This window comes from Synergistota bacterium, assembly GCA_025060595.1.
Lineage (GTDB): Bacteria > Synergistota > GBS-1 > GBS-1 > GBS-1 > 42-11.
On sequence record JANXBX010000001.1, the window covers coordinates 150,984 to 171,442 of the forward strand.

Sequence of the window (20,459 nt, forward strand, 5' to 3'; positions counted from 1 at the left end):
CACCCCCTAAGCACTATCTTAGCTTTGATAATAAAGTATCATAAAAATCCCTCAACAACCCCTCGGGCTCAAGAAAATTCGACTCTATCTTATCTAAGGAGTCCTCCATGTAAGAGGTAAATTGTGGTGAAAGAAATTCCTCACCAAGGAGCCTCTCAAGGAAAGAACAAGCTTCAACCCCAAGCTTGGTAGGAATAATAAACCCCCCTCTTTTAATAACATACTTTCTCTTTAAAAGAGTAGAAATTATATTAGCGTAAGTTGAGGGTCTCCCCACCCCTTTTTTCTCAAGCTCTCTAACCAAGGTCGCTTCCTTATACCTTGGAGGAGGCTGAGTTTTCCTCTTAAAGATCGATATCTCATTCACCCTGAACAAATTCCCCTCAGCAAGGTAAGGAAGAGGCTTCCTGCTACTTCTTTTCAAGATTTTAGTCCAGCCATCAAAAAGAATCCTTTCACCCAAGGCAAGAAAACACTTATCCTTCCATAAAAACAGAGCCCTTTCCTTAAGAAGTTTTGCATCAGAAGTTTGAGAGGCAATGAAAGTCTTCCATATTAAATCATACAAAGGAGATACGCCTATTAGCTTTACATCTGTTGGCCTTATAGCCTCATGAGTTCCTTCCGTTTCATACCTTCTAACTTTAATGTAAGTTTCACCAAAGTTTTCCCTGATAAAGGAAACAGCCATATCTATAGCCCTATTGCTGAGAAAAAGCGAGTCCGTTCTATGATAAGTTATATAACCCTTCTCAAATAGTTCCTGAGCCTCTTTCATTGTTAAGGAAGAAGAAAGCCCGAGGAAGGAAGAGGCTTTCTGAATCAGAGTAGCTGTCTTAAGAGGAGGTGGAGGAGGTATAAAATGCTCTTCGAATTCAAGAGAACGAAGCTCTAACAGACCTCCCTCTAAAGCCTTTTGTAAGCTCTCAGCTTCCTCCTTACGAAGCCTAAGAGGAACATCCTCCCTTGGATCCCAAAGCTTAGCTTCAAGAGGAAAACCATCGATATCGAGATTCACCCTAAGCTCATACCATTCTTGAGGAGTAAACCTTTCCCTCTCTTTCTCTCTATCAACTATCATTTTAAGAGCACAAGATTGAACTCGCCCTGCAGAAAGCCCCTTTAATTTTAGACCCCTACATAAAACAGGAGAAACCAAATAACCGTAAAGCCTATCAAGAATTCTTCTTGAAACTGCAGATTTAACACGGGAAATATTTACATCTTTTGGATTATTTATGGCTTCCCTTATGGCATCATATGTTATTTCATGAAACTCTATCCTTTTAGCAGACAACCCCTTACTTCTAAGGAAATTCCACACATCAAAAGCTATCCTTTCCCCTTCTCTATCAGGATCAGTAGCTATAAGAAAGAAAGCTTCACGCGAAGATATTTCCTCCAGCAGCTTTTTCTTACCTCTTAAAAATAGCCAGGTGGGATGAAAGGTATCACGATCCACCCCTAAGCTATTCACAGGAAGATCTTTAATATGCCCTAAAGTTGCTTTAACCTCATATTCTTTTCCTAAAAATTTTCTAATGGTTTTAGCTTTGGTTGGAGATTCTACAAGTATCAGGAAGCGTCGACCCTGCATAAGGCATCACTAAAACAGAAGCATTTGATCCTAACTCAGCTAATGCTTTATCTAAAGCAGCTTTAGGATCCCTAAAAAGCTCAAAAAAGGTAGGAGCGAAATCATCAGGTAAAGATTTCGAAACTAAGAATACTCTTGCCTTCTTCCTTATCAGAGCTATTCTCATAACCTTGTGAGGCCCAAGTTGAAAGCCTTCTTTTCTTAACCTTTCTATAGGTTCATCTAACGTTTTGGCAGAAACTAGCCAACTCTCCATTTTTTCGTGCCCAACACCTTCTAAGCAATCCGCCAAAAGAATTATTATCCCTCCATCTTTTACAGCTAAAGCAGCGTTTTCAAGCGCCTTATGTGCCTGATAAAGATTTATATCTTTTGGAAAACCACCGCAAGAAGCCACCACCATATCAGCAAGGCTAGCTTTCACCTTATACATGCTATCAACAAGGTAAGTCCCCTTCCTATGAGCTTCAAAAAGGTCTCCAGAGAAAATCCCAACAATCTCCTTTTTTGTATTCAGCACAACATTAAAAAGATAAGTTTTTTCGCTCAGTAAAGCTCCCGCTTCATCCATATCCTTTCTGACAGCCCCATCCATAGAACCAGGAACACAGGAAGGATCAAGCATTAGACTATGGTTCTGAGCTATAGTCTTAATAGAAGAAACCCCAGGAAGAATTGCCTTAGCACCACCGGTGTAACCAGCAAAATAGTGATATTCAATATTACCCGTAGCTATTATCAAATCAGAATCTAACACTTCTTCTAAAACCTCGACTTCGGTACCATAGCTTGTCCTACCTACAAAGCGACATCTATTCACGTCATGATTAATATACGGGTAATCACCACCTAAAAGCTCTCTTGCCTCATGAGGAGTTTGCTCTCTATGAGTTCCCAGGCCGAATACCGCAAAAGCCTTTTTCTCTCTCAACATTTCCCATATCTCTTTGAAGAAAAGCTTCGTAGGAACAGGCCTAGTAATGTCACTAACAATTATAGAGATCTTTTTAGCATTGCTAAGCCTTTCCTCTAAAGAGTAAAGAGCTTCCTTGACCTTCGATTTCAAATTCTCCAAAGGAGGAAGTTCCTTTGGGAAAATGGTTTCGTAACCATCTAATGGAAGATCAACGCTTCCTTTCCCCAGCTTTAGCTCCATTTTCTTCTCCTCCTTCCCTAAAGAAAAATATCATTTCACCAGGTTTGGCCATCTTAAGTTCCTCTCTCACTATCTTTTCAAGAAGAAATCCACTCTCAGCCAATCGAATTTTTTCTCTCAAATTTTTGTTCTCTGCTTCTAGTTCAGAAATTTTAACTCTTAAAAGATATGCCCTCTGATCAAACAGGATTATCTTTCTTACCTCTCTAATTATAGAAATGGAAGTAACAGAAAGAATAAAAATAAAAAGAGCATATGAAAGCCACTTTCTTATCAATTATTCGTTCACATCCTCTCAGGCGCAGAAACACCTATAAGCGACAGAAAGTTTCTTATCACTATACCAACCGCTTTAGACAAAGCTAATCTTGCGTTTCTTAAATCCTGCGATGCGGAGAGTATAGGATGCCTATTATAGAAAGAGTGAAAGGCAGCTGATAATTTCTGAAGATAATAAGGAATCCTATGGGGAGCAAGTTCCCTGACAGCTATAGATATTTCTCCCTCAGCTTCTGATAAAACCTTCAAAAGCTCGATCTCTTCAGGTTCCACTAAAAGGTCTAAAGGTACCTTGGATAAGTCTGGAATAGGTATTCCCCTTTCTTTTGCCTGTTCGAACAAAGAACATATCCTAGCATGAGCGTATTGAACATAATATACGGGATTCTCTTCAGACTGCCTCTTAGCAAGTTCAAGATCGAACTCAAGATGGCTATCACACTTTCTCGTCAAAAACATATATCTTGCTGCATCTTTACCAACCTCAGCAACTACTTCGGCAAGGGTCACAAATTCTCCAGCCCTTGTAGACATAGAAACAGGTTTTCCATCCCTTAATAGAGTTACAAACTGTATCAGAAGAATTTGAAGAGAATCCGAACTTCTACCAAGAGCTTGAACAGCTGCCTTCATTCTCGGTATGTAGCCGTGGTGATCCGCTCCCCATATATCTATGACTATATCAAATCCTCTTTCATATTTATTTTTATGATAAGCTATATCCGAATAAATATATGTTGGAGCACCTTTATATCTAACAACGACTCTGTCTTTCTCATCTCCAAAAAGGGTAGACTTAAACCACAACGCTCCATCCTTCTCATAAATAAAACCTCTCTCCCTGAGATAAGCAATAGCCGCTTCTACTTCTCCATTCTCATAGAGAGATTTTTCACTAAACCAGACATCATATTTAACACCAAAATCTTCAAGATCTTTTTTAATCCCTTCTAAAATTCTTTCACAGGCATAGTTTCTAAAGTAAGTTAAACTTTCCTTTTCAGGCACATTAAGCCATTTATCACCATCTTTATCGATTATCTCCCTAGCTATATCATAAATATACTCTCCTTTATAACCATCCTCTGGAAAAGGAGCTTCTTGGGACCTACCCAAAAGCTCAAAATATCTTGACCTTACTGAGTTTCCAAGTATCTCCATTTGAAGACCAGCGTCATTTATGTAGTATTCCCTTTCAACCTCATAACCACCAAACTCTAAAATCGAAGCGAGAGAATCTCCAACAGCTGCACCTCTACCATGACCTACATGAAGAGGACCGGTAGGGTTAGCGCTAACAAATTCAACTTGGACCTTCTTCCCTTTACCCAAATCAAGCCTGCCAAAATCCTGATCCTTCCTTAATATCTCTCTGACAAATTCCTTAAACCAATCGAAGTTAAAACGGAAATTAATAAAACCTGGTCCAGCAATTTCGAAACCTTTGAGGATATCCTTCGGAACTTCTAACCTTTGAGAAATCCTTTCTGCAACTTCCCTTGGATTTACCTTAAAAAGGGACCCTATCTTCATAGCAATATTAGTAGCCCAATCACCAAATTCCGGCTTTCTAGGCTTCTCAAGTTCAGGTTCCGGCAAAAGCTTAATATCCCATCCCATCTCACTAGCTAACGATAAGATCGCCTTCTTTAATGCCTCGAGAATAATCCCCTTTATCTTTTCTTCCATTAATTCACCTCCCCTCAAAAAGAAGCTGGCTACCTATATAATCTTCTAACATGGCTAATCCTTTCAACAAGGAGAACCATTCCTCCTTAGAAAGAACTTTTTCCTTTAACTTGAAGGAATAAGTAAGTGTAACTTTATTCCCCCCTTTTTCATAAAACCTAGCTGAGATAGAAAAAGCATTCCCCGTTCTCGAAAAAGGAAGCGGTAGAGACAAAAGCCTCCAGTTTTTAGGATACTTTAATGTAATATTATGCTCAAAGCTTCTTAAGAAACCCAAATCTATAGGGGAATTCCTTTCTAGGGGCAAAGATAAAAAATCCAACGGGAAACCAATCTTAGGTAAACTTACAACCACTCTTTTACCAAAACTATCAACAAAAATATTTCCTTTACCGTTGACCTTGCCTAAGATAGCATTGCCCTTACTTTCAAAGCTAAACTCCTTTACACCTTGAATATTAGAAAACCTTTTCAAGTTATCAACAAGCCATCCCCTTGACACAGCATTGATACTAAAGTCATAATTCCCTGAAGACGAAAGCTCCATGGAAAAATCAACCTCTTCAGACGAAAGAGAATCAGGAAGAACAGGAATAGCTACAAATCTAACTCCCTGGGAAGAAAAAATCACCCCTTTATTTCCCTGAAAACGTGGATGAATATATCCCACTGGAAGGCCCAAAGCGTATGGATCAAGCCAGAAAGTCTTATCATCAACTACAACCTTTATCAAGGGATGACTTAGAAGAGAGGGAACCGGATATTTTTCACTTAAAGGACACTCAGAGACCCATACCATCTCAGGGGAAAGCCCTATATCCTTAAGCATAAAGTAAGCAAGAAATGATAAATCCGAGGGAGTGACTTCCTTTCTTTCCCAAACATCCTTAATAGAAGAAAATTTATACCCCTGATCAGAAAAGCTCCACCCCTCTAAAACCTTCTTCTCAGACAAAATTTTCCAAATAAGCTCAACCTTGGCTCTCTTACCAGACAATCGTGAAAGTCTATCCTCTATTTCTCTTATTACGAAAGCTTCCTCAGACAGGGAAAACAAAGAGGAAACCGTATCCCAAGATGGTAAAGAGGTAACAAATAGAGGCTCTTGCATTGGAGAAGATGGATCCAAAGGGGAGATATTATTCTTCTCAAGGACCCCGCTCGAAAAGCTCTCATTGGAAGAAAAACTTCCTGGGCAGGATACTTCCCACCTAAGTTTATTAACACCTATACCTCGAGGATAAGGATAATACCACCAAAAATATGGAGGAAGAACGGACCCTTTTCTCAAACTAAAAGACACTTCTATTATGTCCCCGCGCCTTAATCCTTCAAGAGTAACTTTTTTCTCAACCAAACTACCATAATCCTTGACCTCCAATGCTAACAACTCAACCCTGCCATCTGCTCTTCTAAGTCTAAGCTTTTCAATCGCTAAATCTGAATCTCCAGAATGATATCTCCAAACCATAACCTTAGGAAAGGTAGAAGGATCTTCAACCTTAATTAAAGCTTTGCTCTCCCAAAGTACGTTTCCTTTAACATCGACTCTGAGGCTGTTCCAGGAAAGAAGATAAGCGTTTTCTGCCAAAGCTGAAGATCCTAACACCATTAAAAGAAAAATCCCGCTTAAAAGAGCTATCCCCCTCTTACCTTTCAATCTTATCAGCCCTTTCTTCTCTTCTTCTTTTTAGGCGAAGAAGCGGGAAGGTGATCCCTGAAAACTCTTTCCTGCCTTTCTCGATGAGGAACTATTTCTACTCTGAAAAGATAAGTTATTATCTCCTCTTTTATTCTTGCAATAAGCTCCTTAAATAGCTCAAAAGCTTCAAACTGATATTCTAAAAGAGGATCTTTCTGCCCGTACGCTCTTAAACCTATACCTTGGCGTAAATGATCTAAGGCTAAAAGATGTTCTTTCCACCTTGTGTCTATAACATGAAGCATTACTAGCTTTTCTAATTGTCTCATAACATCAGGGCCTACTCTTCTTTCCTTGTCCTCATAAAACTCTTTTGCCTTAGAAAGAATCTTTACTTTTATATCCTCCCGCCGCCCCTCGAGAACCTCTTCCTCGGTTATATCTACGCTAAAGGGAAAGAGGCCTTTTAATTTATGAATAAACCCTTTAACATCCCTCTCTTCAGGCCTTATTTCCTCTCCCACATAAGCATCGAGCAAAAGATCTATCACATCCTCAACCATTTTAAACAAATGCTCTTTAAGTTGCAGATTTTCAAGAACATATTTTCGCTCCTTATATATTACCTCTCTTTGCTTATTCATAACGTCATCATAAGCTAAAAGATATTTTCTTGCTTCAAAGTGCATGCTTTCGACCTTCTTTTGGGCCGCCTCTATGGCCTTAGTAAGCCAAGGATGCTCTATTGCCTCTCCTTCTTTCATACCAAGCTTTTCCATCAATGAAGATATTCTATCGGAACCAAAAAGTCTAAGTAGATCATCCTCCAAAGAAAGATAAAATCGAGAGGAACCTGGATCCCCTTGTCTCCCAGCCCTACCCCTAAGCTGATTATCTATCCTTCTTGCCTCATGCCTTTCTGTTCCTATTATGTGAAGCCCGCCAAGTTCGACTACCTTTTTATGCTCCTCATCAGTAACTTTTTTCCACTTTTCGTATAACTTTCTCCACTCTTCTGAAGATACTTCGCTTGGATCCTTGCCCATTCTCTTAAGTTCCTCTTTCGCAAGAAAATCAGGGTTACCACCCAAAAGAATATCCGTTCCTCTTCCTGCCATATTAGTAGCAATAGTAACTGCACCAACTCTACCAGCTTGAGCAACTATTTGAGCTTCTTTCTCGTGATACTTCGCATTGAGTACTTGATGAGGTATGCCACGAGCCCTAAGAAGTTTCGAAAGCTTCTCGGATTTTTCTATCGAGGTAGTTCCCACAAGAACAGGTCTCCCGACTTTATAAAGCTCTTCTATTTCATCAACAACAGCGTTAAACTTTTCCCTTTCAGTTCTATATATAACATCAGGATAATCTATCCTAATCATAGGCTTATGTGTAGGTATAACCACAACGTCAAGCTTGTAAATCTCTTTAAACTCCTCAGCTTCGGTCGCAGCAGTACCAGTCATACCAGCAAGCTTTTCATACATCCTAAAGTAATTCTGTATTGTTATAGTAGCAAGGGTTTGGGTCTCGCTTCTCACTCTTAAACCTTCTTTCGCCTCTATAGCTTGATGAAGACCATCACTATATCTTCTTCCAAACATCAATCTTCCCGTGAACTCATCAACTATTATAACTTCACCATCCTTAACGACATAATCCACATCCCTCTTAAACAGATAATGTGCTCTTAAGGCCTGAATAAGTCTATGAGCTAGCTCACTATTTAAATCCTCATATAAGCTCTTAACTCCAAGGAGTTTCTCGGCTTTTTCTATACCCTTCTCCGTTAAAACCACGTTTCTTTCCTTCTCGTTAACCTCGAAATCATCACCAGGTTTTAAAAACTTGACGATATTATTAACCTTATAGTATATGCTGGGATCATCTTCAGAAGGACCAGATATTATAAGTGGGGTTCTTGCTTCATCTATAAGAATACAGTCAACCTCATCCACTATAGCATAGTAATGCCCTCTCTGAACAGCATCATCTAAAGAATAGACCATGTTATCCCTCAGATAATCAAAGCCAAACTCACTATTAGTCCCGTAAGTAATGTCAGCTTGATACGCCCTTTTTCTTTCATCGAAAGGCATGCCATTATAAAGGTAAGCTACACTTAAACCAAGAAATTTATATATAGGGCCCATCCATTCGGTATCTCTCTTAGCGAGATAGTCATTTACCGTTACAACATGAACTCCTCTACCTAAAAGGGCATTAAGATAAACGGGAAGGGTAGCAACAAGCGTCTTACCCTCCCCGGTTTTCATTTCTGCTATTTTCCCCTCATGAAGAACTATACCACCCATAAGCTGGACATCGAAATGTCTTAAGCCTATAGTTCTCTTTGAAACTTCCCTTACCACAGCGAAAGTTTCTATCAGAAGATCATCGAGCTTGGCTCCTTGCGATAATCTCTCCTTAAACTCCACAGTCTTACGAGCTAGCTCCTCATCAGATAGTTTCTCCATCACTGGTTCAAGCTCATTTATACGCGTAACAATCTTGCCCAACCTTTTTAGTTCTCTTTCATTAGGATCAAGCCCTAAAACCTTTTTAAACACACCTAAAACCATTTAAAGCGCCCCCTCCAAGGCCCTATTAGGGGAGCATAAATGACAAGTATCATTAAACCTTTTTAAGCAGAAACCCCTATTACCATCAAGGCTTTCTAATATTGAAAGGTTAGCGTTGTCCTGCCTAAATTTCCAAAAATAAGACAAAGGAAGATTAAGAAGATAACAGAAAATAACTCTATTAACACCGCCATGTGCCACTATAAGGACAGTTTTTCTATTATACTTTTCAATGATGTGATCTAAAAGAGGCTTTACCCTGTTTAAAACCATAGTTAAGTTTTCCCCCGACGGAATGGTCATTCTCTCAGGATCTTTCCTCCACCTTTCAAAAGCATCAGCGTACTTCTCTCTAACTTCGCTCAAAAGCATGCCCTCCCACTCTCCATGGTGTATTTCGCTAAGCTCATCTCTAACAAAAATAGGAACACTAACTTTTATGCTTATTATCTTAGCTGTATCAAGAGCTCTTCTTAATGGGCTTGAAAATATCACATCAATTCCCTCATCAGAAAGAGCTTCGCCAAGTAAAAAGGCCTGTTTTATTCCGTTCTCATTCAAAGGGGTGTCTATCCTCCCTTGATATCTACACTCCTTATTCCAGTCAGTCTCGCCGTGTCTTGCCACAATCAACCTCATAGAGATATAAAATCTACCCTCTCAAAACCATCTATGGATCTTATCTTATCTAAAACATCTGGAGGAACAGGTTCATCAACACATAAGGTCATAACAGCTTCTCCCCTTATTTCCTTCCTACCCACATACATGTTAGCTATATTTATGTTATTCTCTCCAAGTATGCTACCTATTTTCCCTATCATCCCAGGTCTATCATTATGCCTTGTAAGTATTATATTACCCTTAGGCTCTACATCTACTCTAAAACCATCTATTTCAACTATCTTAGGAATGTTTCTTCCTATCAGAGTACCAGCTATTTCATAATACTCCTTACCAACCCTAACTTCAACTCTAACTAAGTTTGTAAACTCTCCCTCTGCCTTGCCAACTGACTCTGTAACAACTATTCCCCTCTCCTTAGCCATACAAACAGCATTTATATAATTAACAGGTTCGCCTAAAACAGGATCAAGAATCCCTTTGGCAAAAGCAGCAGTTATAAGAGAATAAGGAAGGTCAACCACATCACCTATATAAGTTAGTCTTATTTCATCAACATGCCTTTTTATCCACTGTCCCATAAATTGCCCCATTTTTTCAGAAAGATACAGGTAAGGTTTAAGGTAAGCATAAAGTTCGGGCGGCATAGAAGGCATATTTATAGAAGATCTTACAGGACCTCCCTGTAAAGCCATCCATATCTCTTCAACCACTTCAAGGGCAACCTTATGCTGAGCCTCATGGGTTGCTGAACCTATATGTGGTGTAGCTATAACCTGAGGTAGCTTAACCAAGGACCAATCAGTGGGAGGTTCACACTCATGAACATCTAATGCAGCACCAGCTATATGCCCATCAACTATAGCTTTGTAAAGAGCACTACTTTTGATGACCTTACCCCTAGAACAGTTAATTATGAATGAACCCCTTTTCATCATTCTAAGCTCTCTCTCTGCTATCATATACTTAGTTTCATCAGTAAGCGGGACATGAAGGGTTAGAATATCAACCTGCGGAAGAAGCTCTTCTAAGGAAGAAATAAGCTTAACTCCATATTTTTCCACATCCTCTTGTCTTATATAAGGATCATAACCAAGAATTTTCATGCCAAAGGCATTCGCTCTTAAAGCAACCTGTCTACCTATCCTTCCCACACCTATTATTCCTAAGACTTTTCCATAAAGCTCTACCCCATGAAGCTCTTTCTTCTTCCACTGCTCTTTCTTCATGTAACTATCAGCTAAGGGTATTTTTCTCAAAAGAGCGAGCATAAGACCAATTGTAAGCTCAGCCGTTGAAATCATATAACCATAAGGAGCATTAAGGACCAAAACACCATACCTTGTAGCTGCATCTGTATCTATATTATCAAAACCAACACCAGCTCTACCAACAACCTTAAGTCTTGGAACACCACGAGCTATAACCTCTTCTGTAACGCTAGTGTTAGTCCTGACTATAAGAGCATCAAATTCTCCAATCCTTTGAAGGATCTCCTCATAAGTAGGACGACTGTACTCAACCTCCGCTCCCTTGCTCTTAAGCCACTCTATTCCTATCTCATCAAGGTCTTCTGTTATCCATATCCTATACACCATCTACTACCTCCTTTAGAGCATCTAGAAAAATTATTATGTCATTCTTACTAACATTACCCATATGGGCAACTCTAAAGACCTTATCTTTAATAGGCCCCATACCACCAGCAACTATAACTCCCTTTTTCTCAAGATCCTTCTTTATTTTATGAGGATTCATATCTTGCGGAACTTTAATCGCGCTCACCGTAGGTGAAGCGTAATTTTCTTTAGGAAGAATATCAAATCCTATCTTTCTCAAGCCATCCCGCAAAAATTGAGAAAGTTCCTTGTGCCTTTTCCAAGAGTTTTCGATCCCTTCCTCAATAAGAAGGGTCAATGCTTTATCAAGTGCGTAAAGTAAGCTTAAAGCCGGTGTATAGGGCGTCTGCTTAGGCGACTTATTAAGAAACTCATCAGCAAGTTTTAAATCCCAATAGTAGCTGGATGGCGTCAAGCTTAAAACTTTCTTAAAAGCTCTTTCGCTTACAGCGATTAAAGCCAAACCAGGAGGAGACATCAAGGCTTTCTGCGATGCTGTCAAAACAACATCTATGTCCCATTCATCCATCTTCAAAGGGGCTCCCCCAAGAGAACTTACAGCATCAACACATGTTAAAGTATCCGGTGCTAACCTTTTTATAAGTGAGACAGTCTCCTTAAGAGGATTTAAAACCCCCGTTGAGGTCTCATTATGCGTCATTAATATGCCAGAGTACCTTTTTTCTTTCAGCTTTTTCTCGATCAACTCAAGATCCCAAGCTTCACCATATGGAAACTCAAGAACATCAACTTTAAGCCCTCTTCTTTGAGCTATCTCAGCCCATCTCTCTGCAAAAGAGCCATTCGATAGTGATAAAACTTCCTCACCATGATCAAAGAGATTAGAAACCGCACATTCAAGGGCACCTGTTCCCGTTCCCGGAAATATATAAACAGGCCTCGATGTCATAAAAACCTTTCTAAGCTTAAACTGGAGCCTTCCCATAAGCTCACCAAAAGCATGTCCTCTATGGTCTATCATATCTTCAAACATTGAAGCCCTTACTTCCTCAGGAACAGGGGTAGGGCCAGGTATGAGAAGCACTTCTCTCATCTAAACACCTCCCTAAATAGCAGGCTCTATCAATCCATAATCTCCATCTTTTCTTCTGTAAACCACATTAATTTGATTAGTATTAGCATTAAGAAAAACAAAGAAATCATGCCCCAAAAGATCCATTTGCATTATAGCTTCCTCAGGAAACATGGGTTTAAGCTGAAACCTTTTAACTTTTACTATTTTAGGTTCCTCTTCAGGATGCTTTTCTATAACTGGAGCCACCTCCTCTGGAGGAATATTAAATTTATATTTCTTAGAAAGCTTATCCTTAAACCTCCTTAACTGCTTTTCTATCTTATCAATTGCAAAATCCAAAGCCACTTGAAAATTATCTGCCCTTTCAACACCTCTAAGTATAACTCCATTAGCATCTAAAGTTATTTCTACTTGAGGAGAATTCCCTTCCATTTCGAAAATTACATTAGCATCAAGTATCCTATCAAAGTAACGTGTCATTTTTGATATTTTTTTCTCAGCATAGTCCCTGAGAAAATCTGTGACTTCTACTCCTCTTCCTGTTATCCGAACTTGCATATAAACTCCCTCCTTCCAATTCCCTAAAGCTACCAAAAGGTTATATGATAGTATACCATAAAAGGGTAATCAATTTAAAGCCTTTGCCTAAAATTGTCTCTCATGATAATATAATGTAAGCCCTGTAACAAGCTGGAGGTGAAATTTAATGGATATATTTTTATTCGCTTTAACACTATCTTTAGGAATACTGGTAGGAAGAAAAAGCTTAGCACCAAGTTGGATTATGGATAAATCCGATAAAGCTTTAAGCCTCGTAATTTACATTCTGATATTTCTAATAGGAATGGAGATAGGAAGCTATAGAGAAGTAATTTATAGCCTGGGAAGCATAGGTTTAAAATCTATCACGATAGCTCTATTTTCAACGTTCTTTAGCGCTTATTTAAGCAAATTGTTAAGCGAGAGGAAGATAGAAATTGGACCCTAAACCGCTTTTAGTTTTATCAACTGGTATTATCATTGGATATCTTAATATCCTTCCTATAGGAATAAAGAATTTCAACTCTATCGCTATAAAGGGAGCACTTTTAGCCCTGTTCATAGCAATAGGCATAGATATGGGAAAAGATTCAAAATTATGGGAGAGCATAAAATCATTTAGAAAAGACATATTCACGATAACCTTCACCGGTCTTGCTGGAAGCCTTTTAGGAGGGGTTTTCGCCTCTTTACTATTAAAAATACCCCTTTCTATAGGTGTAGCATCAGCAGTAGGAAGCGGCTATTATAGTCTAACAACATTAATATTGAAAGAAATAGGCGGACCAGAACAAGCCCTCATAGGTTTTTTTTCGAACATCCTAAGAGAATTAATAGTAATAGTAGGAATGCCATTAATCGCCAAGTTTTTTGGAAAATCTGGATCAATCGCAGCCGCAGGAGCAACCGCTATGGATACCGCCCTTCCATTCATAATAAAAAGCGTTGGGAAAGAAATCGGTATATTCTCCTTCACATCTGGAGTTATAATAACCATTTTAGTTCCATTCCTAGTTCCAACGATATATAGAATTTTGTCGAATTTTGGCTGGTAAACTCTCAAAATCTGCGTTATGCTTTTTTATTCTTCTTCTTCCATAATTGACTGACCGGTCAGTTCCATGATACTATTTACACACCATCTTAGAGGAAGGGAGTTGATAAAAATCAGTAAAAAGGGAACACATGAAAGAAAAGCTTTAACCCGAGAAAAAATACTTAATGCCGCTTTAGAATGCTTTGCCCAAAAGGGATTCAAAGAAACCACGGTAGACGAAATAGCTAAAAGAGCAAAAGTAAGCAAAGGAAACATTTACTGGCACTTTAAAAGCAAGTTTGAAATATTTAGAGAACTTATAAAAGAAGAGGTCAAAAAGATCCATCAGCTCATCGAAGAAGAGGGGGATGATTCTCTTTCACTAAAAGAGTTGTGGAGAAGGAAAACAGAGAAAGCTTTCGCACTTATAGGAAAACTAGAAAAACAGCTTAAAGTATTTTATGAGATCTTATTCAGCGCTTGGAAAACAGAAGAAGCCAAAAATTTTTTCCTTGAAATAGAGGAAGAAAACATAAATAAACATAGAAGAATTCTTGAAGGAGAGCTTAAAGTAAGAAACCTACATTTATCAGAAACTGATCTAGAACATATTTCTAAACTGCTAACGCTACTTCATTATGCTATTGTTTTCAGAGTTCTACTTTTTCAAGGAAATGAAAGTTTATGGAAAGAGTTAAAGGAAATGACCTCCTCATTCTTTGATATCCTAGCCTTCTATATTTACAAGAGGGGTGATCAAGATGAAACTACGACAAAATAATGTCTTAATAATAGGTTTTATCTTATCTTTAACTTTATTACACCTTTTAGGACACTTAACCTATGCAAAAGTCATAAAGCTCAATGAAGCTATAAACTTAGCTTTATCAAATAACCCTGCCATAAAGGAAGCCGAAGCTAAGGTAAGACAAGCAGAAGGAGAGCTTCAATCTGCCAGAGCAGGACTTTTCCCTAAACTGAAATTTGAATCTTCATATGTTCGAATAAATGAGGAAAAGGCCATTCCTATATTCACCATCCAGGATGGAAGACCTGTTAAACTTTTCTCAATACCAATAGCTCTTGAGGATACCTTCTCTCTAGCAGTAAAGCTTGAGTGGTTAATATGGGGAGGAGGAAAAGTTCAAGCTTTAGTTAATGCCTTAGAGTATGGGGTTAAGGCCGCACAGGCAAATCTTGAAGCAACTAAAAACAACATAATCCATGAAACAGAAAAAGCTTATTATTCGGTTCTTAAAGCCAAAGCCTACATGGAGCTTATGGAAGATATGGTAAAGCTCCTTGAAGTTCACCAGGATAGGGTGAAAAAGTTATACGAAAAAGGTGTAGTTCCTAAATCGGATCTTCTAAGGGTTGGAGTTGAGCTTTCAAATACTAAACTAGGATACCTCAGAGCGCAAAATTCTTTCAGGATAGCAAAAGCCTCTTTAAAAACCATTTTGGGCATAAAAGAGGAAGTAGAACCAGAAGATGTCACCTCCCAGCCTGAAATAAAGCTAATGGAGTTAAACCAATACTTTGATATAGCTAAAAGCAAAAGAGCAGAACTTTTAGCTATCCAAAGAGCACTAAGTCAAGCTGAAAGTTACATAAGAGCCGCTACAGGTAATCTTAAACCAAGTTACGTGCTTTCTGCAAAATATGGGAAATATGACTCAAGCTTTCCTCCTAAAGAAGAAGAGTGGAACATAGCTTTGGCCATTCAGTGGAATCTATACGATGGAGGAGAAACTAAAGGAAATATAGAAAAGGCTAAGGGAATAAGAGATGAACTTCTAGCCACATATAAAAAAGTAGAAAACAATGTACTTTTAGGGGTCGAAAATGCTTACCTCAATCTTGAATCCGCTCTTGAGAGGTTAGAAGTAGCAAAAAAAGAGGTAGAAAGCGCAAAGGTTGATTATGAAATGATGGTCAAAAGGTACAACGCCCAGGTTGCATCGATAATTGACGTTCTTGATGCCCAAACCGCCTTAAAGGAGGCTAGAACTCATCTTATAGATGCTTTGTACGAAGTCTGGATATCCTGGTCCGATTTAAAATATCATTGTGGATATGAGGTGATGAAAAATGAGAAGTAAAAAACTGTTCGTTTTCCTTATAGTATTGCTATTTATAGCATCTTTTGCAGGTCTTATAGCATTTAGAGCTCATGAAAAAGCCTTAAAACAAAAGGTGTCTGCACAAGAGGAAAAGTCCATTCCAGTTGAAGCCTTTAGAGTATCTCAAACCAAAATGAAGATCATGATTAATCTGACAGGAACTACTTCCGCTTATGAAGATATAGCTGTTTTCCCAAGGGTAAGCGGAGGTAAGGTTATAAAAATCTATAAGGAAGTAGGAGATCTTGTTAAAAATGGAGAAGTTCTAGCTGAACTTGATACAGAAATGATAGATGCTCAACTTAAACAAGCTAATGCCTCTAAAGCATCTGCAAGTGCAGCAATAAGACAGGCAGAAATTCAAGTTTCAACCCTTCGAAAGGATTATGAGAGAATTAAAAAGCTTTATGAAGAGGAAGTCGTACCAAAGCAACAGCTTGACCAAATAGAAGGGCAATATCTTGCAGCTAAAGCTGCTTTAGAGGTAGCCAAAAGGAAGCTCGAGGAGGTAGAAGCTTTGATAAGGCAACTCGAGTTAACGAGAAGCTATCATCAAATATTAGCACCGGCTTCCGGAATTATATCTGAAAGAAAGATAGAAGTAGGAGAAATTGTAAGCGTTTCTCATCCTATATTTAAGATAAATAGCATTTCCAGGGTTAAAGTAAAAGTGTCTGTTCCTGAAAACTACCTTCATGGAATTAAACCGGGAATGGGAGCAGAAATATTAGCTGATGCATACCCTGATAGAAAATTTCTAGGAAAGATAAGGCTTATATCTCCTATTGTAGATCCTAAAACGAGAACAGCTGAAGTAGAAATAGAGGTAGATAACAAGGAGCTTCTATTAAAACCTGGCATGTTTACAAGAGTAAAGATAGACATAGGAGAAAAAGAAGTATTGTTTGTTCCTCAGCAAGCTTTAAAGAGATTTGAGGGAACAGGAACCTATTATGTATTTATAGTGGATGAGAACAGAAGAGCAAGGATAAAGGAAATAACTATAGGTAATAGAAGTGAAGATAAGATAGAGGTAATAAAAGGGCTTTCACCTAACGAGCTCGTCATTTTAACCGTTACAAGCGGAGTTAAAGAAGGAGTTTTACTCGATGTTAAGGAGGTGGCAATTCAATGAACCTTCCGTCGCTTGCCGTCAGAAAACCAATAGCTACATTAATGGTATTCTTAGCTTCTATACTTCTAGGGATGGTCTCCTTATATTTCATGCCAATAGATTTACTCCCAAAATTTGATATTCCATCTATAAGCGTTATAACTCCCTGGCCAGGAGCTTCAGCTGGAGATGTAGAAACAGAGGTTACCAAAAAGCTGGAGGACCAGCTATCCCTAGTAGAAGGTATAGATAACATCTATTCTAAATCCTTTGATAATTTATCAGTAGTAACACTGGCTTTCAAATGGGGAACAGACTTAGATGCAAGGATGAACGATGTAAGGGATCAAATAAACTTTATAAAAAGAGACTTACCCGATGGAGCAGAAGAACCGATAGTACTTAAACTATCAAGCGCTATAGCCCCAGTAGCTGTTATATCCGTCTATTCAGAAAAACACTACGAAAGCTTAAGACACATAGCTGAAAGGGAAATAGGAGATAAACTTAAACAAGTTCCAGGCGTAGGAAGAATAATGGTTTATGGTGGGCTTGAAAGGGAAATAAAGATAAAGCTTGATCCACAAAAGCTCGAAGCTTATGGGATAAGCATCCAAAGATTAAGAAGTACCCTTTCGGCTGAAAACATAAATATCCCCGCAGGCTCACTTAAAGTAGGAAGGACAGAATTCTTTATAAGAGTTCCAGGAAAGTTCAAAGATGCTGACGAAATAGCCAATACTGTATTGGGAAATATTAGCGGCAAAATAGTTAGACTAAGAGACATTGCCGAAGTAGAAGATTCTTACAAGGATAGAGAAATGTTTAGTTACTCTGAGGGGAAGCCTAGCGTGATATTAATAGCTTTGAAAAACATCGATGCTAACACGGTCGAGGTAGCAAGAGGAGTAAGAAAAAAGCTAGAAGAAATATCTAAAACGCTACCATCTTATGTAAAGCTAAACCTAGTACTAGACACCTCTAGATACATATTTCTATCTTTAAGAAACCTAACTTCCTCCCTACTTTATGGGATAGCCTTTGTAATTATAGTAACGTATGCTCTATTAGGTAGTGCAAAACCCTCTTTGATAATAGCCTTTGCTATTCCTTTCTCTCTAATAATAAACTTCCTTATAATGAAAATATCAAATTTTACTATAAACGTTATGACCTTAAGCGCTTTAGCTATAGCTTCTGGAATGGTAGTTGATAACGCTATCGTGGTAACAGATAGCATAATGGAATATAGAATAAAGGGAGCTCGTCCTGAAATAGCTGCTGTCCTCGGAACAGAGGAAGTCGGAAGCGCTATAATGGCCTCAAGCCTAACTACAATAGTCGTATTCGTTCCTCTAATGTTTATATCTGGACTAACAAGTATTCTCTTTAGATCGCTTGGCATCGTAACGATTGGAGCTATAACAGCATCTCTTCTGGTAGCTTTAACCCTAACCCCAGTAGCAACAGTAAAGCTTATAAGGGAAGAAACTCTTCAAAAAAGAGGATTGATAGCAAAAATCGGAGATAGAATCTTATCATCGATAGAAAACAATTATAAAGCATTAATATCTTGGTCATTAAGGCATAAAAAGATGGTTGTCGCTTTAGCCTCTTTGCTCTTTATCATGACCATATATGGCTTTAGATTTGTAGACACAGAATTCGTTCCAGAACCAGATACGGGAGATCTAGAAGTAAACATAACCCTACCAGAGGGAACAAACGTAGATTATACTAACAAGGTTTTAAAGAATCTTATATCTTATATTAACGAAAAGGTACCAGAAGTTGTCCACACTGGAGGATTCTGCGGTGAAACAGAACAGGGTCTCGGAAAAGCCTTAGGCCAAAATGAAGGCCCAAATGCAGCAACTTTATATATTAGGTTAAAAGACCTAAAGGAAAGACAAAGAAGAGCCCGCAATATAGCAGACGAGTTAAGGAAATACCTCTCCTTGTTACCAGGGATAGAAAAGGTAAGCATTAAGGCCTCAAGCGGCATAAGATCTATGTTTATGGGTGGTAAGAGCATCATAATAGAAATATATGGAAGCGATCTCAATGAAATAGCAAAAGTGGCAAGATCAATAGAAAAGGTGGTCAAGGAGATCCCTGGTACTGTAGATGTTGCCTTAGGTAAAAGAGAAGATCGCCCTGAAATTCATATACTAATAGATAGAGAAAAAGCTTCCTTCTTAGACTTAAATATAGCAACTATAGCCGATACTTTGAGAAGCTACCTTTACGGAAGCTCACCAACTGAATTCACAGAAAGCGGAGAAAACTATGATATTACTCTAAAACTTAGCAATGCAAGAAGCTATGAGATATCTAAGCTTGCAGAACTACCTATACAAAGCCTTTCAGGAAAGTTTGTCAAGCTTGGCACGATAGCAGAGATAAAGCAAGATTACGGGACAAGCGAAATTCTAAGAAAAGATAGAGAAAGGTATATAACCGTTGAGTGTAATGTTTCGGGAAGAGCTCTTGGTGCAGTGGTTAAAGATATCGAAAAAGCTCTGTCAAATATTGAAATACCTCAAGGGATAAGAATAAAGTTTGGAGGAGAGGTAGAACAACAAGAAGAGTCCTTCCAACAACTAGGATGGCTATTCCTGATAGGCATCGTGTTGGTTTATATGGTTATGGCCGGTCAATTTGAAGCCTTCGGACATCCCTTTGTGATAATGTTCAGTGTGCCGTTTGCTTTAACCGGAGCAGTTTTTGCTTTTCTCCTTACAGGCGTTCCGCTTTCCATCCAAGGATTCCTGGGCATAGTAATGCTTGTAGGAATCGTAGTAAACAACGCCATAGTGTTAGTAGACTACACAAATCTCCTTAGAGCTAGAGGAGTTAAACTTTACGAGGCTGTTGAAGAAGCAGGAAGAAGAAGGTTAAGACCCGTACTAATGACTACATTAACCACTATCTTTGGCATGCTTCCATTAGCTTTGAATAAAGGAGAAGGAGCTGAAATATGGAAAGCCCTTGCTATTTCCATGATAGGAGGAATGACAGTAAGTACATTAGTAACCTTAGTTTTGATCCCCGTAGTTTACACAATATATGAAGAACACATTATTCCCCTATTTCTTCGTAAAAAGGAGGCGATTTTAAGTGAAGCTTCTTCTGATTCTTTGCGATAAAGCTTATGAGCTGGACGTAATAGAGTTCCTTGAAAAAATTGGTATAGATACATATGAAATGATAGATGGAGCGAGGTTTAGCTCTCCCCACATTAAAAGGCTTTCAACCCCTGTGTGGCCTGGACGTGAGGTAATGTTTCTTGGATTCTTAAAAGAACTAAATGATCATCAAAAAAACTCTTTAAAGGATCTTAAAATCAATATAGAGAAAAAGGGTTTACCAGGAACTCTTCCCATAAGAATATATATACAAGACATAGAAGAGATATAACA

The 20,459-nt window shown here is 38.5% G+C and carries 17 protein-coding genes; 7 read left to right on the forward strand and 10 right to left on the reverse strand.

Annotated features, from left to right (window positions below; all coding sequences use genetic code 11):
* Positions 1 to 13 precede the first annotated feature (13 nt).
* Genes topA through raiA form a run of 10 tightly spaced genes read right to left on the reverse strand, consistent with a single transcriptional unit; the run spans position 14 to position 12,782 of the window.
* On the reverse strand, positions 14 to 1,597 hold the full coding sequence (gene topA, locus NZ900_00835; GenBank protein MCS7232639.1) for a type I DNA topoisomerase: 1,584 nt from the start codon (positions 1,595 to 1,597) through the stop codon (positions 14 to 16).
* On the reverse strand, positions 1,548 to 2,753 hold the full coding sequence (gene larA / locus NZ900_00840; GenBank protein MCS7232640.1) for a nickel-dependent lactate racemase: 1,206 nt from the start codon (positions 2,751 to 2,753) through the stop codon (positions 1,548 to 1,550). The genes topA and larA overlap by 50 nt, the downstream gene beginning before the upstream one ends.
* Positions 2,722 to 3,030, reverse strand: coding sequence for a septum formation initiator family protein (locus tag NZ900_00845; GenBank protein MCS7232641.1), 309 nt, complete (start codon positions 3,028 to 3,030; stop codon positions 2,722 to 2,724). Before NZ900_00845 ends, larA begins: the two co-directional genes overlap by 32 nt.
* An 8-nt stretch (positions 3,031 to 3,038) precedes the next feature.
* Complete coding sequence (gene argS / locus NZ900_00850) at positions 3,039 to 4,721, reverse strand: arginine--tRNA ligase (protein ID MCS7232642.1); 1,683 nt, start codon at positions 4,719 to 4,721, stop codon at positions 3,039 to 3,041.
* A gap of 4 nt (positions 4,722 to 4,725) precedes the next feature.
* Positions 4,726 to 6,381 carry a DUF3857 domain-containing protein gene (locus NZ900_00855; GenBank protein MCS7232643.1) on the reverse strand — a complete coding sequence of 552 codons (1,656 nt, stop codon included), beginning with the start codon at positions 6,379 to 6,381 and terminating at the stop codon, positions 4,726 to 4,728.
* A gap of 5 nt (positions 6,382 to 6,386) precedes the next feature.
* Positions 6,387 to 8,945: a preprotein translocase subunit SecA gene (secA, locus tag NZ900_00860; GenBank protein ID MCS7232644.1), complete on the reverse strand. Its 2,559-nt coding sequence runs from the start codon at positions 8,943 to 8,945 to the stop codon at positions 6,387 to 6,389.
* A complete protein-coding gene (gene cobC, locus NZ900_00865; GenBank protein ID MCS7232645.1) occupies positions 8,946 to 9,584 on the reverse strand; it encodes an alpha-ribazole phosphatase in 639 nt (212 codons plus the stop codon).
* Positions 9,581 to 11,164 carry a phosphoglycerate dehydrogenase gene (gene serA, locus NZ900_00870; protein ID MCS7232646.1) on the reverse strand — a complete coding sequence of 528 codons (1,584 nt, stop codon included), beginning with the start codon at positions 11,162 to 11,164 and terminating at the stop codon, positions 9,581 to 9,583. The genes cobC and serA overlap by 4 nt, the downstream gene beginning before the upstream one ends.
* The gene (locus tag NZ900_00875; protein ID MCS7232647.1) at positions 11,157 to 12,242 is read right to left on the reverse strand and encodes an alanine--glyoxylate aminotransferase family protein; all 1,086 of its coding nucleotides are present in this window, start codon (positions 12,240 to 12,242) and stop codon (positions 11,157 to 11,159) included. Before NZ900_00875 ends, serA begins: the two co-directional genes overlap by 8 nt.
* A 12-nt stretch (positions 12,243 to 12,254) precedes the next feature.
* Positions 12,255 to 12,782 (reverse strand): ribosome-associated translation inhibitor RaiA, encoded by a 528-nt coding sequence (gene raiA, locus NZ900_00880; protein ID MCS7232648.1) that lies wholly within the window; start codon positions 12,780 to 12,782, stop codon positions 12,255 to 12,257.
* 148 nt (positions 12,783 to 12,930) lie between these two features.
* Between raiA and NZ900_00885 the strand changes: the two genes are divergently transcribed.
* The 7 genes from NZ900_00885 to NZ900_00915 all read left to right on the forward strand — a co-directional run bounded on the left by NZ900_00885 (position 12,931) and on the right by NZ900_00915 (position 20,457).
* Positions 12,931 to 13,212 (forward strand): lysine exporter LysO family protein, encoded by a 282-nt coding sequence (locus NZ900_00885; protein MCS7232649.1) that lies wholly within the window; start codon positions 12,931 to 12,933, stop codon positions 13,210 to 13,212.
* Positions 13,202 to 13,819 carry a lysine exporter LysO family protein gene (locus NZ900_00890; GenBank protein MCS7232650.1) on the forward strand — a complete coding sequence of 206 codons (618 nt, stop codon included), beginning with the start codon at positions 13,202 to 13,204 and terminating at the stop codon, positions 13,817 to 13,819. The genes NZ900_00885 and NZ900_00890 overlap by 11 nt, the downstream gene beginning before the upstream one ends.
* Positions 13,820 to 13,921: 102 nt before the next feature.
* The gene (locus NZ900_00895) at positions 13,922 to 14,581 is read left to right on the forward strand and encodes a TetR/AcrR family transcriptional regulator (GenBank protein MCS7232651.1); all 660 of its coding nucleotides are present in this window, start codon (positions 13,922 to 13,924) and stop codon (positions 14,579 to 14,581) included.
* A complete protein-coding gene (locus tag NZ900_00900; GenBank protein ID MCS7232652.1) occupies positions 14,562 to 15,902 on the forward strand; it encodes a TolC family protein in 1,341 nt (446 codons plus the stop codon). The genes NZ900_00895 and NZ900_00900 overlap by 20 nt, the downstream gene beginning before the upstream one ends.
* A complete protein-coding gene (locus tag NZ900_00905) occupies positions 15,892 to 17,058 on the forward strand; it encodes an efflux RND transporter periplasmic adaptor subunit (protein ID MCS7232653.1) in 1,167 nt (388 codons plus the stop codon). The genes NZ900_00900 and NZ900_00905 overlap by 11 nt, the downstream gene beginning before the upstream one ends.
* Positions 17,055 to 20,186 carry an efflux RND transporter permease subunit gene (locus NZ900_00910; protein ID MCS7232654.1) on the forward strand — a complete coding sequence of 1,044 codons (3,132 nt, stop codon included), beginning with the start codon at positions 17,055 to 17,057 and terminating at the stop codon, positions 20,184 to 20,186. Before NZ900_00905 ends, NZ900_00910 begins: the two co-directional genes overlap by 4 nt.
* Positions 20,158 to 20,457 (forward strand): hypothetical protein, encoded by a 300-nt coding sequence (locus NZ900_00915; protein ID MCS7232655.1) that lies wholly within the window; start codon positions 20,158 to 20,160, stop codon positions 20,455 to 20,457. The genes NZ900_00910 and NZ900_00915 overlap by 29 nt, the downstream gene beginning before the upstream one ends.
* The last annotated feature ends 2 nt before the right edge of the window (positions 20,458 to 20,459 follow it).